At 33.5% G+C, this 17,368-nt stretch carries 15 protein-coding genes and 1 tRNA gene; 1 reads left to right on the top strand and 15 read right to left on the bottom strand.

Annotated features, from left to right (window positions below; all coding sequences use genetic code 11):
* Window positions 1-10: 10 nt before the first annotated feature.
* Window positions 11-1,417, bottom strand: coding sequence for an NAD(P)/FAD-dependent oxidoreductase (locus AB8S09_RS06285; protein WP_294184458.1), 1,407 nt, complete (start codon window positions 1,415-1,417; stop codon window positions 11-13).
* Between the two features lie 172 nt (window positions 1,418-1,589).
* Between AB8S09_RS06285 and AB8S09_RS06290 the strand changes: the two genes are divergently transcribed.
* Window positions 1,590-1,880 carry a hypothetical protein gene (locus AB8S09_RS06290; RefSeq protein WP_294184456.1) on the top strand — a complete coding sequence of 97 codons (291 nt, stop codon included), beginning with the start codon at window positions 1,590-1,592 and terminating at the stop codon, window positions 1,878-1,880.
* 89 nt (window positions 1,881-1,969) lie between these two features.
* Here the strand turns inward: AB8S09_RS06290 and AB8S09_RS06295 are convergent, their stop codons facing one another.
* From AB8S09_RS06295 to AB8S09_RS06360, 14 genes are all read right to left on the bottom strand, one after another.
* Window positions 1,970-2,950, bottom strand: a complete 981-nt coding sequence (locus tag AB8S09_RS06295) for a 2-hydroxyacid dehydrogenase (RefSeq protein WP_294184454.1) — start codon at window positions 2,948-2,950, stop codon at window positions 1,970-1,972.
* Window positions 2,951-3,104: 154 nt separating this feature from the next.
* Window positions 3,105-4,208, bottom strand: coding sequence for an ABC transporter ATP-binding protein (locus tag AB8S09_RS06300; protein WP_294184453.1), 1,104 nt, complete (start codon window positions 4,206-4,208; stop codon window positions 3,105-3,107).
* 27 nt (window positions 4,209-4,235) lie between these two features.
* Window positions 4,236-4,958, bottom strand: coding sequence for a glycerophosphodiester phosphodiesterase (locus AB8S09_RS06305; RefSeq protein ID WP_294184451.1), 723 nt, complete (start codon window positions 4,956-4,958; stop codon window positions 4,236-4,238).
* A 32-nt stretch (window positions 4,959-4,990) separates the two neighbouring features.
* Window positions 4,991-6,343, bottom strand: a complete 1,353-nt coding sequence (locus AB8S09_RS06310) for an ABC transporter substrate-binding protein (protein ID WP_294184482.1) — start codon at window positions 6,341-6,343, stop codon at window positions 4,991-4,993.
* A gap of 50 nt (window positions 6,344-6,393) precedes the next feature.
* A complete protein-coding gene (locus tag AB8S09_RS06315; protein WP_294184447.1) occupies window positions 6,394-7,215 on the bottom strand; it encodes a carbohydrate ABC transporter permease in 822 nt (273 codons plus the stop codon).
* A 17-nt stretch (window positions 7,216-7,232) separates the two neighbouring features.
* On the bottom strand, window positions 7,233-8,147 hold the full coding sequence (locus AB8S09_RS06320; protein WP_294184446.1) for a carbohydrate ABC transporter permease: 915 nt from the start codon (window positions 8,145-8,147) through the stop codon (window positions 7,233-7,235).
* A gap of 51 nt (window positions 8,148-8,198) precedes the next feature.
* The gene (locus tag AB8S09_RS06325) at window positions 8,199-8,774 is read right to left on the bottom strand and encodes a phosphatase PAP2 family protein (protein WP_294184444.1); all 576 of its coding nucleotides are present in this window, start codon (window positions 8,772-8,774) and stop codon (window positions 8,199-8,201) included.
* 391 nt (window positions 8,775-9,165) lie between these two features.
* Window positions 9,166-9,801 carry a ribonuclease H1 domain-containing protein gene (locus AB8S09_RS06330; protein WP_294184443.1) on the bottom strand — a complete coding sequence of 212 codons (636 nt, stop codon included), beginning with the start codon at window positions 9,799-9,801 and terminating at the stop codon, window positions 9,166-9,168.
* Window positions 9,802-10,161: 360 nt separating this feature from the next.
* The gene (locus tag AB8S09_RS06335) at window positions 10,162-11,052 is read right to left on the bottom strand and encodes a cell wall-binding repeat-containing protein (RefSeq protein WP_369868697.1); all 891 of its coding nucleotides are present in this window, start codon (window positions 11,050-11,052) and stop codon (window positions 10,162-10,164) included.
* 346 nt (window positions 11,053-11,398) lie between these two features.
* Window positions 11,399-11,474: transfer RNA gene (locus AB8S09_RS06340), tRNA-Thr, on the bottom strand.
* 148 nt (window positions 11,475-11,622) lie between these two features.
* Window positions 11,623-12,957 (bottom strand): replicative DNA helicase, encoded by a 1,335-nt coding sequence (locus tag AB8S09_RS06345; protein ID WP_294184440.1) that lies wholly within the window; start codon window positions 12,955-12,957, stop codon window positions 11,623-11,625.
* 58 nt (window positions 12,958-13,015) lie between these two features.
* Window positions 13,016-14,914: a Lon family ATP-dependent protease gene (lonC, locus tag AB8S09_RS06350; protein ID WP_294184439.1), complete on the bottom strand. Its 1,899-nt coding sequence runs from the start codon at window positions 14,912-14,914 to the stop codon at window positions 13,016-13,018.
* Between the two features lie 12 nt (window positions 14,915-14,926).
* Window positions 14,927-15,370 (bottom strand): 50S ribosomal protein L9, encoded by a 444-nt coding sequence (gene rplI / locus AB8S09_RS06355; RefSeq protein ID WP_294184437.1) that lies wholly within the window; start codon window positions 15,368-15,370, stop codon window positions 14,927-14,929.
* Window positions 15,371-17,359: a DHH family phosphoesterase gene (locus tag AB8S09_RS06360; protein WP_369868698.1), complete on the bottom strand. Its 1,989-nt coding sequence runs from the start codon at window positions 17,357-17,359 to the stop codon at window positions 15,371-15,373.
* Window positions 17,360-17,368 lie beyond the last annotated feature (9 nt).

Below are 17,368 nucleotides of genomic sequence, written 5' to 3' on the forward strand. Positions count from 1 at the left end.
TTAATATTTATTACTGTTTTCCAATTATATCTCTGGCCACCACTACTCCTGTTGCCGAAGCCTGCATAAGGCCTCTCGTAATTCCGGCGCCATCTCCTATTGCATACAAATTTTTTACAGGAGTTTCAAACTTATTACTGGTTTCAAATTTACTTGAATAAAATTTCACTTCTACACCATAGAGCAATGTGTTCTTGCTGTAAAGTCCCGGTGCAACATTGTTAAAAGCTTTTAACGCCTCAACTATAGAAGTTAAATATCTCTGAGGAAGAACAAAACTTAAATCTCCAGGAACTGCAGATTTCAAAGTTGGGATGGTAGTTGACTTTTTAAGTCTTGAATCATCCGTTCGTCTTCCGTTCAGTAGATCTCCCAATCTCTGGACCATTATCCCTCCACCTGTAAGCATATTCCCAAGTTTCGCAATATACTTGCCATAAGTTATGGGCTGATTAAAAGGTTCTGTAAAAGATGTGGAGACCAGCATGGCAAAATTAGTATTTTCTGTCTTAAGATCTTGTTCTTCATAACTGTGCCCATTTACCACGGCTATAGTGCCGTCATAATGTTCTTCCGATACCACTCCTCCCGGATTCATACAAAAAGTTCTAACCTTATTATCAAAGGTATCTGAATAATATACAAGTTTTGCTTCATATAGATCTTTTGTCAGATGATCCATTATAGAATTGGGGACTTCCACTCTTACTCCTATATCTACGGCATTATTTGTAGTTTTCAAATTCAATTTTTTAGATTGACCTGCAAACCATTCCGCACCGCCCCTGCCCGGAGCTGCCACTACATAATCTGCCGAGATGTTCTTTTCTCCACTTTTATTTTTAACAGTTACTCCTATAACTCTATTGCCATCAGATAATATATCTTTTACCGTGGTAAGTTCACTAAATTCTATATTTTTATTATCCAAAAGATGATAATACATCTTTTTCAATACATCATAGGCCAATTCTGTTCCCAAATGTCTAACCGGACATTCTATGAGTCTTATATTATACTTACTAGCTTCATATTTTATTTTATCTATTTTTTCACTATTTAACCCATATACAGTCTTATTAGCTCCAAATTTCAAGTATATATCATCACAATATTTTATTAATTTTTTGCATTCATTTTCTGAAAAATATTCTAAAATTCTTCCGCCAACCTCTGGACTCAGGGAAAGTTTTCCATCAGAAAAAGCTCCAGCACCTGACCAACCAGAAGTAATAGCACAGGGATTACAATTTATACATTTCCCAGTTGTTCTTGCAGGGCATTTCCTATCTTCTATATTTCTACCTTTATCAATTATCAATACGCTTATACCTTTGTTAAGCTTGGTAATTTCCAATGCAGTAAATATTCCTGCAGGACCGGCACCAATTATTATAACATTATATTTTTCTTTCAAGTAGCATCCCTCCTTCAACATGGTATCAAAATTAAATGTTTCAGTCAATAAAAAATACGAATATTTTTTACAAATTTTAAAATAAAATTCGTAATTTCACATCAAAATTTCATTAACAATTTCAATTTTGTATTCATAGTATATATTATAATAAATCTCATGGAGGTATTTAATGAACAACGACAATAAAGACATCAATGAAGAATCTATGGAAGATTATGACACTAGAAATACTTACCCCTATTACTGCCCCCTATACAATTGTCCTTATGCTCCATCTATGATGGACCAATATGATGATGAGAGCACAGAGGATCCCACCGAGCTCGATTCAGCATATAGACACCATGGTAAAAAGAGACGCAGAAGAAGACGCAGGCGCAGACGTTCATATTATCCTGGCTTTGGTCCAGTAATATTTCCAATCATATTCCCCTTTGATTTTGATGATTGGGACTATTAAACCATGTGATTCTTTCTATACCATTTAAATAGGAAATGCTTTGAATTGCCGCAAGCAATTCAAAGCACTTTTTGATATTTTACCAGAATTTATACTAAATCTTTCAATTCAGGTACCACATTGGGTACAGTACTGCCAAGCACTGCTTTTACTAAATTCTCTGCAGCAAGCATTGCCATATTAAAACGAGTTTTAGATGTAGCAGAGCCAACGTGGGGCAAAGTTATAACATTAGTCATTTTTAAGAGAGGATTTTTAAAATTTATCGGCTCTGTATCATAAACATCCAATCCTGCAGCAAGTATCTTCCGGCTGCTCAAAGCATCTATCAATGCCTTTTCATTAATTGTTTTTCCACGAGAAGTGTTTATAAAAATGGCAGATCTTTTCATCATTCCAAATTCTCTATAGTCAATCATATGATAAGTCTTTCTATTATAAGGAACCATTACAGAAATGAAATCAGAATTCCTAAGCAAACAGTCAAAATCTGCATACCTAACCCCCAATTTATCTTCAACATCCAGCCTTCTATTTCTGTTATAATATAAAACATCCATATCAAATCCAAACTTTGCTTTTCTGGCAACACATTCACCTATTCTGCCCATACCGATTATTCCCAGGGTAGAATGATTGACATCCGTTCCAAAAAGCTCACTTCCTATATCTTTATTCCATTTTCCTTCCTTTACATAGGAATCCAATTCAGTAACTCTTCTAGCTGTAGACAAAATAAGAGCTATGACAAGATCTGATACAGTCTCATTCAAGACAAAAGGAGTATTGGTCCCTATAACCTTTCTTTTTCTCATGGCATTTAAATCAAAATTATCATAACCTACAGAAATATCACTTACAACTTTAAGTTTAGGTGATTGTTCCAAAATTCTATCATTGATTTGAGTTCCTGAGATTAAAAGTCCATCCATATCTTTCAGATTTTTGACAAGTTCTTCTTCGGATATATCTTCCTCAAAGTTCCATTTCTCATAGTCACAATATTTAGCAATAAATTCTTCCACTTTTTTTGGAACAGATCTTGCTATAAATACTCTAGGTCTATCCATAATTATCCTCCCATTTATATAATGAAATATCTCCTAAATATATTTTACTACAATATTAAATGCTTTACATGAATTTTTTTACAGCCATCAACAATAAAAAAACCACGGCAAATCTCAATAATCACCGTGGTATACATCAAATATAAAAAATACGTTATAAAATTGCCAATTGTGTATCTGCATCAAAAACATGAATTTTATTCAAATCCAAAGCCAATTTTATTTTATCTCCTGACTTGACATCCACTATTCCTTCTATTCTGGATATAAGGTTAAAATCACCTTTAGACAAGTAAATATAGCTTTCCGCACCCATGAGTTCAGTTAAATCCACATTAAATTCAACCAGACGTTCATTCCCGGAATTTTTACCAGGTATATTTATGTTTTCAGGTCTTATTCCAATTATAATATTTTTATCTGCATATCCCTTTTTCTCCAGTGCTTTTGATATATTATCACTTAAAATCAATTGTTCCCCGTCAAACAAAGCAATCAACCTTCCTCCTGCATATTTTAACCTGGAATTTATGAAATTCATCTGGGGACTTCCAATAAATCCTGCTACAAACACATTCTTGGGATGGTTGTATATTTCCTGCGGAGTATCTACCTGCTGTATAATTCCATCTCTTATAACCACAATTCTTGTACCCAGGGTCATTGCCTCCATCTGGTCGTGGGTTACATATATAAATGTAGTCTGCAATTTTTTATGAAGTTGGGATATTTCCGTCCTCATCTGCACCCTCAACTTAGCATCTAGATTTGACAGAGGCTCATCCATTAAAAATACCTTGGGATTTCTAACTATGGCCCTTCCCATAGCCACCCTCTGTCTTTGCCCTCCCGACAATTCTTTAGGCTTTCTTTTAAGTAAGTCATATATATCCAGTGTTTTGGCCGCATTTTTTACTTTTTCATCTATTTGAGATTTCTCCACTTTCCTCATCTTGAGTCCAAATGCCATATTATCATATACATTCATATGAGGATACAATGCGTAATTTTGAAAAACCATAGCAATATCCCTATCTTTAGGAGTCACTTCATTCACAAGTTGATTATCTACATAAAGTTCTCCACTAGTTATATTTTCAAGTCCTGCAATCATTCTAAGGACAGTAGACTTTCCACAACCAGAAGGTCCTACAAATACTATAAACTCCTTATCCTTTATTTCCAAATTAAAATTCTTGATAGTATCAACACCGCCCGAATAAGTTTTATATACATGTCGCAGGGATAAATTTGCCATTTTCACTGTACTCCTTTCTCCTAAATATCATTTATCAGTTAATTTTTCGATTACATCTTTAAGTAAATTGGGATAATTTGTTATGATACCATCTACTCCTAAGTCTATAAGCTTTTTCATATAACTTTTTTCATTTACCGTATAGACGTTTATAAGTATGCCGTTTCTCTTAATGTCGTTGATGGTAGCTTTATCCATAACAAGGGAAAAAAGAGGATGGAGCGCATCGGCTCCGATTCTCTTTGCATACTCCCCTGGATTATGAATAGGAGATCCGTACAATAATCCTGTTTTTATACTGCTGTCATATTTTTTTACTTTCTGCATAGAATTATGGTTGAAGGATGATACTATTACATTTTTTTTCAAACCATATTCATATATCTTGTCTATTGTGGATCTTTCCAAATTCTCATAGGGAATAACATCATTTTTAAGTTCAAGATTTAAGAGTAAATTTTTGTCTTTCATATAGTCCATCAATTCGTCCAAACTTGGAATTTTTTCTCCATGACCCGCATTAAATTCAGTAAGTTCCCTATAAGTATAATCTTTTATAAATCCACTCCCATCCGTAGTTCTGTCTATAGTCTCATCATGACAGATAACTATGACGCCGTCCTTTGTGATGTGAAGATCAGTCTCTATTCCATCCGATCCTATTTCTACAGCTTTTTTAAAAGCCTCCATAGTATTTTCAGGGTACATTCCACTAAATCCTCTATGAGCAATATTTAAAGTTCTAATCATCTTTTACTGTGCTCTCCTTTTATTTTTACACATTATTTCTTGTTATTTTGATTATATTTTTCTATAGCCGAATTTATACTATCTGCTGAATTCTTTACAGCCTGTTCCGAAGATTGTTTGCCCTGCAGCATCTGTTCTATATTAGTTTCAACAGTCTGTCTTGCCTCAGGGAATACAGACATAAGTGCACCTCTAGCCGTCTTAGGAGAATTATGAAGCTGGTCTATTGCTGTCTGAAACTGAGGTTTTTTCTGTAAATTATCTTTCATTGTCTGTACACTATAAGCTTTTTTGGTGACAGGGAAATATCCCGTCTGACTAGCCCAGTAAGCCTGCTGTTCCGGTGATACCATATACTTTATAAATTCCCAGGTCGCTTTTTCTTTTGCGGTATCTTTACTGTCAAGTGCCCACAATGAAGCCCCTCCAATTGATACACCGCCATCTTTTACTCCGTCAAAGGAAGGCAAGGCTGCAGTTCCCACTTCAAATCTTCCTCCGATACCATTTAATACAGCCGACAGATCTGCTGTAGATTCAATATACATAGCTGTCTTACCCGCTATAAATGCATTTTCCGTATCATCCTCATTTCTTCCAAAATTAGCCGCATTGCCTGATTTAACTAGTTTCTGCCATTCATTTAGTACTTTTATACCTGATCCATTTTTATCGAATTCAACAGCTGTTGGAGCTTTTTCTCTACCATTGCCGTTATTTGCATAATTTTGCCCTTGTTTAACTATAAATTGTTCAAAGAACCATCCATATATAGCCATTGCAAAACCATACTGAGTAACTTTACCTGAACCATCTTTCTTAGTAAGTTTTTCCGCCGCACTTTCTAATTCAGAAAATGTTTTAGGTGGATTATCCGGATTTAACCCTGCGGCTTTAAAAGCATCTTTATTATAATAAAGTATAGGTGTCGATGAATTAAACGGCATGGAATATAACTTATTGTTAACCGTATAATATCCTACTATATTGGGTTCCAAATTTGACACATCATATTTCTCACTGTCTATAAAATCCTGCATTGGTTTTACCCATCCACTGTCTATCATAAATCTAGTACCTATATCATAGGTCTGCATGACATCAGGTCCATTTTTCGCCCTTTCGGCACTCTTGAGTTTATTTATAGCATCATCATATTTGCCTTGGTACTGTGCATTCACTTTAATATTCTTATGAGAACTGTTGAAGTCATTTACCATTTTGGTAAGCGCCTGTCCATTTTTACCCGACATGGAATGCCAGAATGTTATCTGTACGGTTTTCCCAGATCCAGACGACTGACTTGTACTGCTGCTTCCACACCCGGTAAAAACGCCTCCTATCATAAGTGAAGCCAGAAGTAAACTTATAAATCTTCTTTTCATCATTTTTCTCCTCTCAAAACTATAATTATTATTTTATATAAATTTTACAATTACCCTTTTACTGCACCAGAAGTCATACCTTCTATAAGCTGTTTCTGACCAAATATAAAGATTATAATTGAAGGTAAAAGCACCATTACAATACCTGCCATTATAAGCCCAAAAGATTGATTTTCGGAAAATTGCAGCATGCTTATTCCTATCTGCACGGTTCTGGTGCTGTCCTTACTAGTAACAAGCAGCGGCCATAAATACTGATTCCATGTAACCAAGAAGGTATATACACCAAGAGAACCTACAATAGGCCTTGACATAGGAAAAACTATTCTGGTAAAAAACTTAAAACTGTTGCAGCCATCTATCTTAGCAGCCTCATAGAGTTCCTTAGGAAGAGTGAGATAATACTGCCTCATCATAAATACTCCCATTGCAGCACTTAAATACGGAATTACAAGTGCTTTATAACTGTCCAGCCATCCGAAAGAGCCTACAGTCAAATAATTTGATATCATAATGGACTCTGCCGGTATCATCATAGTAGCTATTACAATTACAAACAGAATTTTTTTCCCCCTGAAATTAAAGAATGAAAAAGAAAAAGCTGCCAAACACGACGTTATAATTACACCTGCAGTAACTCCTAAAGATACTACAAAACTATTGATTATAAATTTTATTATAGGTGCTGCATTTAAAGCATCTAAATAATTTTTTAAATATAATTCTTTAGGTATCAATTTAGGCGGATACGAAAATATCTGATCCGGAGGCATAAAGCTAATAGCAAGGGCATACAAAATAGGAGCTATAGTTATAATTCCCAGCACTATATTTACTATATAAAGAATTATTTTGCCTATGTTTTTTTTCATATTCTGACACTCCCTTTTTATTTATAGAAGACTTTTTTATCTTCATATCTAAATTGAAGCAATGTTATAAAAAACATCAATAAAAACAAAATTATGGATTCAGCACTAGCTGCACCAAACCTGCTGTTAAAAAATGCATTTCTGTAAATTGAATACACAATTACATTAGTGGCCTCGGCAGGTCCTCCTAAAGTCATTATGTTTATCTGTCCAAAAGTTTGAAATCCATTTATTATGTTTATGATGAGTACAAAAAAAAGAGTTGGCGAAAGACATGGCAATATTACATTCTTTAATTTTTGGAAATAATTTGCGCCGTCTATGGATGCACTTTCTACTAATTCCTTCGGTATATTCTGGAGACCGGAAATTATAAAAATAAAATTTATACATGCATTTAACCATATGCCCACTATGGATACAGCAATAAATCCCCAGAACGGGCTTGTAAGCCATCCTATATTCTTTTTCAAGATAAAATTTACAAGACCTATACTTGGATTAAACAAAAGCATCCATATTATTGCAGCGGAGGCAGAAGATACTGCCATAGGCAGGGCATACATTGTACTGAAAATTCCCTTGAATTTCAACCTATTGTTACATAATAATGCCAGTACAAGTCCAATGAGTATAGCTGGAATTGTAGTTACAACCACGTATTTAAAAGTCACAACCACGCTATTTATAAAAGAGGGATCCTTAAATAAATCAACATAATTAGAAAGTCCGGCAAAAGAACTAGGTTCTCCCTGGGCATTTGTATTAAATAAACTCAAATATATGGTTTTAAAAAACGGGAAATAGGTAAATCCTAAAAATATTATTATACACGGAATAATATATAGGTAAGGCTCTAAAACATCTATGATTTTTTTATTTTCAGCTGCCTTATCTTGAACCAAAGAAACTTGCTTCGACGCTTTTTCCATCTGATTACCTCCACTAATTTTACTTACAGATATTATAATATCCCACCAATATTAATGTAGATTTATATTGGTGTTAAAAATATTTAACATATTAGTTTGGAAATAATCACAGTTAAAAAATAAAATCATCAGTTTAGCACACAGAAGCCCAAATACTGCCCCTGATATTATATCCGTAGGATAATGGACACAAAGATACAATCTTGAAAATGCTATTAAAGATGCTATTAATAAAAATATCATTTTATATTCACTGAACTGAGCCGATAAAACACCCGCCACTGCAAAAGAAGAAAAGGTATGGCCTGATGGAAAAGAATAAGAAATGGGTTTCGAAATTAAAAGTTGAACATTATTTTTACAATTGCAGGGTCTTACCCTTCTAACTACATGTTTAACTATTCCTTCTCCAAATATAGTACTTACAATCAAAGTCATCAACACCGCAATTCCCGTTAATTTATAACCTCTATAAAATATCAAGTACAAAGCTATTGCAATCCAAAGTGTACCTCCATTTCCCAAAGCTGTAATAAATGTCATGATTTTATCCATGATTGGTCTGCGCATATTATCCTGCACAAATTCCAAAATAAAATCATCAAACTTCTTTATCAAAAGTACCACCTTCTACATTGGTTTTTATTATTCCAACTTTATTCTATATGCTCAATATTACTAAAAGATTAATAATACATTAAAAACTCTTAATAATTTATGATTTTAACTAGAAAAATAGGGCGTCGTAAACAACCAACGCCTTATTTATACAGTATACTTTAAAGGGAAAAGTACTACAATATTATAGTGACTTATGGAGGTTGCACTTAAATTTACCGTGCCCTGCAACCGCAGACACCTCTTGGTAATTACCATTAATTTCTTAATACTTTTCTATGTTCAAATACATCATTTTCATTTTCTCTAAGATATTTCCTTAGGACACTTTCTATTATATATGGTATTTGTTACGCCTTAATGTCATAATTATAAACTATTTGTAAACAATAAAAAGTATCTATTTGGCTTTTTTTATCTTTTGATTGCCATTTAATGCACTTTTAGCAATAGCATCCACTTCTTCATTAAATTTATCACCGGAATGAGCCTGCACTTTTTCAAAAGATATATGTATTTTATTTTTATACCTCGACATAAATTCAATATACTTTTTTACAGTATTATTTTTTGCCTTCCATTCTCCTGTAACCCATTTTGAAATGCCCCGATAATCATGCCTTATTATAGCTTTTTTATATCCGCTGTCACTTAAAAACTTAATAACATGCATGGCACCCTGCAATTCTCCTGCCACATTTCTTATCTTCAGTGCATCTGCCTCATTACCATACCCTGAATTCCTAATTTCATCACCATTGGGCATTAATATAATATATCCAAAGGAATACCTTTTTACAGCATCCGAATAACTTCCATCAATATATGCAATTGGTGTATTAAGTTTAATAGCTGTGTTTTTATGTACATCCCCTATATCTTTATTATCCATATATGCTCTGGCATCTTCTATATTTCCAAATGACTTGTATTCAGCATCACTGTATCCGTTAATACTGTGCTGGCACTCAACCCAATTTTCAAAAATTCCAGTACTGTACCCTTTTTTTACCGCATAATATTTTTTCTTAGACATTTTTATAATTCCTTTCTCCGGTGAACATCAATTTTACCCGAACACTGCCATTGCTAAGAATCACTTGATCAAGAATAATTTACATTAAATAATATCCATATACTTTATTTTCTATATTAATTATTATATTCCTGCTAATTTCTGTGAAAAATATAATTCTGCCAACAAAAGTGCCAACACATAAGAACATATAATATTAATAATTTTTAATAATCAATTCGTTATATTTATAATCTTTATTCTTATACTATCCAACAAGATTATGATTTCTCTGAACTTTATCTATATTAAAATTCCTATACAAATTTCTAATAAAATCGCAGTCATTCTCCTATTTTTGTCTATATATTTTATATATAATCATTTGTAAAATATCATAAATAAATCATTAATTCTTTCTTCAATATCCTGTGAAACAATACCTGTTCCGCCGATTAGCTGTAAATCGGTATTTGTTGTAGCATTATCTTTAATATATTTTATAGCATTGGAAGTTGCTGTAGAATTGTCACTATCGACTAATACAAGTGGTGCTGAATACTTCCCAGCTACAGCTGAAGCTACCAGTGCATCCGCAAACATATCATCCGAATTTGCTGGGCTGGCATTTGCAATATACATTTTATTATCAGATTTCAAATCATTTTTGAAATAATTCAATACTTTCAGGTTAGTATCAAATCTGGTTGATCCACCACTTACCCTTGAATTTCCCCTAAGAGCGTCATAAGTATAATCATTTATTACATTCTTAGTTCCCACAATTGTTGCATCTGAATTATTTTCTCTTATAAAATCAATTACCGGTTGAGTTGCAGACTGGTCGTTGCTTACCAGTAACAATATCTGTCCTTTCGCAGCTGCTACTGGTGCTACTGAAATGGCATCCGAGAACCCTTCCCCTCCTACAACCATTACATTACTGGGGTCAACTCCCAATTTAACCAGTTCATCAGCTACCTTAGCATTTGTCTCGTATCTTGTAGTTCCACCTAATTCTGCCAGAGTATAATTATCTTTAAGATCATTTCTTATGTTTTGAGAAATTGAAGCCATTCCACCAATAATATATACGTTCTTAGATTTCAATGTATCAAGTGCCTTCTTAGCATCTGGGCTCAGTGTGTCAGGTGTAGTCAAAAGTATTGCTGCACCCAATTTCTTGGCTAATGCTGAAGCACTGACTGCATCTGCATATTGTTCTCCAGATATTAACACTACATCATCACTCCCATCAGGCCAATTTGTCATTGCAACCTGTGCGGCTGTTGCATACTATTAGCACCACCTACTCTGGTTATCCTCCCTTGAGCTGCTTTAACTGATCCACCTGATAAAGCTGTAGTTAGAATCAAAGACATAAATGTAATCCCAATAATTGTTTTTATTCCTTTCTTGTATATATAGCAAACATCATCTCCCCATTAAAATCTTTTAAATTAATTATATACCTATCTATCAGAATATATTTTATAATCAGGTAAATTTATGTAAAAAAATCACTCACTCATTTACCATACTTTAAGTAGTAAACAAGTGAGTGATTTTCGCATTTCAATATTTCAAAATGCCTGCAAATTCTTCATATATCCTCTTTTGGTGCTCCCAGCAGGAGTCGAACCTGTGACCTACTGATTACGAATCAGTTGCTCTACCTACTGAGCTATAGGAGCAAAAACACAATACTATTTTAATACAAATCACAACTATAATCAAATACAATTTACTTTATTGCAATATTATTTCTACAAATATTGCTGAAACAATCAAGTGAATTCCAGTTCTAGATGAAATTCACTTGATCAAATAAGTTTTATTAAATCATTCCTGATGAATCACATCGAGATTTCCAAACTTGCTGAATTGACCCATCCATGCCAGTTTTATTGTACCTGTAGGGCCATTTCTCTGTTTGGCAATAATACATTCTGCTATATTTTTGTCCTCCGTTTCTTTATTGTAGTATTCATCTCTATATAAAAACATAACTATATCTGCATCTTGTTCTATAGAACCGGATTCTCTCAAATCGGAAAGCATAGGCCTATGATCTGTCCTCGCCTCCGGAGCACGCGACAATTGAGATACGGCAATAACAGGGCACTGCATTTCTTTGGCAAGTGCCTTTATGGATCTTGATATCTCCGATACTTCCTGCTGTCTATTTTCCGAACTTTTTCCTCCGCTCATGAGTTGAAGATAATCCACGATTATAATATCTATACCCTCTTCCATTTTGAGCCTTCTGCATTTGGATCTCATTTCCATAATCGATATTCCTGCCGTATCATCTATAAAGATTTTCGAAGCAGCTAATGGTCCTGAAGCTCTGGCAATATTTTCCCAGTCCTTATCTTCCAGGTTTCCGGTTCTAAGCTTTAACATATCTATATGAGCTTCTGAACACAACAATTTATATGCCAATTGTTCCTTTGACATTTCAAGGGAAAATACGGCCACCTTTTTCCCCTCCCTTAAAGCTGCATATTCTGCTATATTAAGTGCAAAAGTCGTTTTACCCATGGAAGGTCTTGCTGCCACTAAAACCATATCCCCCTTTTGAAATCCAGAAGTCTTTGCATCTAATTCTCTGAATCCTGAAGCTATCCCTGTAGTTTCTCCCTTATTGTTAAATAATCTTTCTATTTCCAAAAATCCTCTTTCAAGTACTACATTCATGGGTTCAAAATCTGATGCTTTCATATCCCTCGATAGATCAAATATGGACTTTTCAGCCATATCGATGTTTTTTTCTACATCATTTTGATTATTATAGCATTCCTCAATTATTTTTGTAGAGGCTCTGATAAGTTTTCTGAGGGTGGATTTATCTTTTATAATTTTTATATAAGATTGTAAATTTGCTGTAGACACGACAGAGCCGCTCAATTCACTTATATAAGTTACTCCGCCGGCAGCTTCAAGTTTGGATTTTGATTTTAAATCCTCAGTCAACGTTATAATATCTACGGCAACATCTTTCTTGTACAGATCAAGTATGGATTCAAATATAACTTTATGAGAATCTTTATAAAAATCTTCAGCTTTTAAAACCTGCATTGATTCAACTATAGCGTTTTTATCAATAAGCATTGAACCAATTATACTCTGCTCGGCCTCTATATTATGAGGTATATTTCTAAAAGGTACATCCATGGGAACTTCACTCCTAAGGTTTTCAATAGTCAACAAAATTTACTAAGATTTATAATACCTACTTAAAGACCATATCCATAAGTTCTTCAACATTGGATATAGAGCGTATTTCAACATCCTCTACACTATTAGATAGATCTCTTAAATTTTCTTCAGGTATCAACACGGTCTTTATTCCCTTTCTCTTTGCCCCATAAATTTTTTCAAAAATACCGCCTACGGGTTTAATGTTACCTCTTAAAGAAATTTCCCCCGTTACAGCTATATCCTGTCTTAAAGGTTTATTTAAAAGGGCACTTATTATACATACCGTAATAGCAGCTCCTGCTGAAGGTCCGTCTATTTTCCCTCCTCCTATTACATTCACATGGATATCATAATCGCCTATATCTTTATCAGTAATCTTTCTTATAACTGAAGCTGCATTAAACACCGAATCTTTAGCCATGCTGCCTGCCGTATCATTGAATCTTACAACTCCCTTTCCACTCTCCTTGGCTTTAAACACTACTGACTCTATTTCTACAGTAGAGCCAATATAGCCCAATACACCTAGTCCATAAATATGTCCTACTTCATATTTTCTTTTTGGAATAGTTTCCTCAAATGGTACAAGTCTACTTATGGATATGATCCTCTGCAAATCTTTAACTGAAATATAGACCCTATCTCCTAAATTGTCAATTTTATTGCTATAAAGTGCGTACCCATAAGCATCGGATAATATGTTAACGGCTTTTCTTCCCTCTATAGTATATTTACTTATTAGTTGGGATACTCCATCTTCAATTTCTATATGAAGTCTTTCAGCTGCATTTTCCACTATTTTTTGTATACTTCTAGTAGAAAGCGGTTCAAAATAAACTTCCGTACACCTGGATCTAAGAGCAGGATTTATTTCACTTGGATCCCGTGTAGTAGCCCCTATAAGTAAAAAATTTGCCGGAGCCCCTTTTTTAAATAAATATCTTATATATTTCGGGATATTTTCATCATCAGGATCATAATATGAAGATGAAAACTGAACTCTTTTATCTTCCAGTACTTTTAGAAGTTTGTTCTGAAGCATTTCATCCAGCTCACCTATCTCATCAATAAAAAGTACTCCTCCATGTGCTTCTGTAACAAGTCCCAATTTCGGTTCCGGTATTCCAGTCTCTGCTAAATCCCTCTTTGTTCCCTGATAAATAGGATCATGCACAGAACCCAGAAGAGGATCTGTAATTTCTCTCGGGTCCCATCTCAATGTGCTTCCATCTACTTCTACAAATTTGGCATCACTGCCAAATGGAGTGAATTTAAGTTTTTTAGCTTCTTCAAGTGCAATTCTGGCAGCTGTAGTTTTACCCACTCCTGGAGGTCCGTATAAAATTATATGCTGCGGATACGGTGATGCAATTTTTGAAATCATCGATTTTATAGCCCTTTCCTGGCCTACAATCTCTTTAAAATTTTCAGGCCTCAAAAGTTCCTGTATATTTTTCCCGAAAGTTTTGGAATCCATTATTTCAAGCTCCGCATATTTTTTTAAAGTTTTTGCATTTTCACAGCCCTTTTGCTTTTTTATAATATTAAGTCTTATATCATCCATATATTTATCTTGGCGTTCTATAAGATTTTTTTCCACTTCTTTTTCAATACTATTTTTAACATATCTCTCCGCCAAAATTTCTGCAATCCAATTATTAGTATTCTCTAAAGCATTCTGTGCCTCTGATTCATCAGGTATAATTTCCAGGCCTTTTCCATCGCTCACTATTTTATTTAAGGCATATAGTCTTTCCAATACATTTTTACTATTCACATAGTTTTCAAGTTTATATTTTGTTATTCTAGATTTTATAGTACCCTTATCCATCATTTTCTTTAATAAATTGTTCAAAACATTTACTTGAGAATCCAACGGTACAGAATTATTAGATTTTTTATTTAATCCATCTACAAATTGCAGCTTCACAAATTTTCCTCCTTACTTTTCATCAATGACAACTTTTATTTTGGTAGATATTTCAGGATACAATTTAATCTCGACATAATATATGCCAAGCTGTCTTATATTGTTTACCAATATTTTTTTCTTATCTACATTTACATTGAATTTCCTTTTGAGTTCATCCGAGATATCTTTACCCGTTATCGAACCAAACAGTCTTCCATTTTCCCCTGATTTTACATCAAGTTTTATTTCTTTTCCCCTTAAGTTTTCTGCAAGCTTCTGTGCCTTTTCTATTTCTGAAATTTTTTGTTTTCTTTCTGCTTCTTTTCTATTATTCCATATATGAAGATTTACATCATTTGCCTCCTCAGCAAATCCTCTAGGTATTAAATAATTTCTAGCGTATCCATCTGAAGTTTTTACCACTTCCCCCTTTTTACCTAAGGATTTTACATTTTTCAGTAATATAACTTTCATTTAATCTTCACTCTCCTCAAAGTATTTTTTTATAACAATTTTTAATTTTTCCAGTGCCTCATCCACAGTCACATTTTTTAGCTTTGCCCCAGCCATAGTCATATGCCCCCCGCCTCCCAAAGCTTCAAGTATAAGCTGTACATTTATATCGCCCAAGGATCTTCCACTTATATAAACTTCATCTCTTATTTTAACAAAAACAAAGGAGGCTTGAATACCAGTAATATTTAGCAGTTCATCTGCCGCTTTGGCAGCTAGCAATATATTTCCCATTTTTTCAGGACATACTGCTATGGCAATGTTATTACATATTTTCGCCGACTTTATAATCTCGGCTTTTTTTAGATAAGTGCTTAAATCATTTGAAAAAAATTTTTTCACATCTATAGTATCTGCTCCCAATCTTCTTAAAAAGGATGCAGCTTCAAAAGTCCTTACACCAGTTTTAAAATAAAAATTTTTCGTATCAACACATATCCCTGCGAGTAGGGCTTCTGCTTCTATAGTTTTTATTTTAGGGTTTTCCACCATATAAGGTATCATCTCGGTAATAAGTTCAGAAGTAGAGGAAGCATAGGGTTCAATATAATTTAAAATAGAATCTTCAATAAAATCCGGTGGTTTCCTGTGATGGTCAATTACAGCCTTTCTATTAAATTTTTTTACTAAATCCATATTTTGTACATATCCTTCACTGTAAACATCCACTATTATAAGAAGACTATTCCCATTTATCTTATCCTTACAATTCTGACTATGTAAAAAAACATCTTGATACTCTTTTTCTTTTTTTATTTCACAAAGTATAGGCCTTATACTTTCATTGACATTGTCCAATACTATGAAACATTTCTTACCCAATTGAGCTATCACACTATGAAGTCCTACTGAAGAACCTAGACAATCTATGTCAGGATTGACATGACCCATTATAAACACATTACTGCTATCTTTTATTATATCTACAAGTGCCTGTGCTATTACCCTAGCTTTCACTTTAGTCCTTTTTTCAACTTCTTTAGTCTTACCACCGTAAAATAATAATTTATCCCCAGTCTTTACTACTGCTTGATCCCCACCTCTTCCGAGTGCCAGCTCTTTAGCTGATACCGCATACTTTTCATTTTCCTGCGGGTTCTCTCCACCTCTTCCAACACCAATACTGAGCGTCACGGAAAGTTTATTTCCCATGTTTATTTCTCTGACGTTGTCAAGTATTTCAAATTTATTTTTCATTTCATTTTCTATATATTTATTCTGAACACAAAATACATATTTGTTCGACTCATATTTTCTCACCATGGATTTCAAACGCTGGGCATACATATTTATGGTTCTTTCTATTTCAGCTATTATAAGAGGTCTATCATCTTCCTCCATGGTTTTTATTACATCGTCAAAATTATCCACTTCCATAAGCATTACTGTCTCTTTATTTGCATTTATAGAAGTCATAATATTATACGAATTCGTTACATCATAAAAATACAATATCATAACTCTATCTTTAAAATCTTCAGAAGTTGCCACTATGTTAGAATATATATCATAGTGTTTATCATTGATTTTTATGTACCTAAATATATTTTCCTTCCCATTTGCAGCTTGTTTTACATTAAAGTCTCCAGCTATATTTTTAATATTCTGGCCCAATATGTCTTTACCCTTCAATATAAGCGAAAAGTTTTGATTATACCAAAGGACATCACCGGTCATCTTTATTATAACAAGAGGAAATGGCAATTTTACGATAGTACTTCTGGTAGCCATATCAAGTTTTGAGGAAAAATCCTCTATAAACTTTTTCCACTTGTTTTTCCTTGATCTTGTATTTTTTATATTGTAAATTATAAGAAATATATATAAACAAACAGCTATAATACCTATAATCTTTTTATCTTCATATAATATTAACATTAAAATAAGTACTGCAATTATTATCATATATACCTTATTATTACTTGTAAAGTAATTATACTTATTATCCATTAAAATAAA

Source organism: Clostridium lapidicellarium (assembly GCF_041224415.1).
Classification (GTDB): Bacteria; Bacillota; Clostridia; order Clostridiales; family Clostridiaceae; genus Clostridium_B; species Clostridium_B lapidicellarium.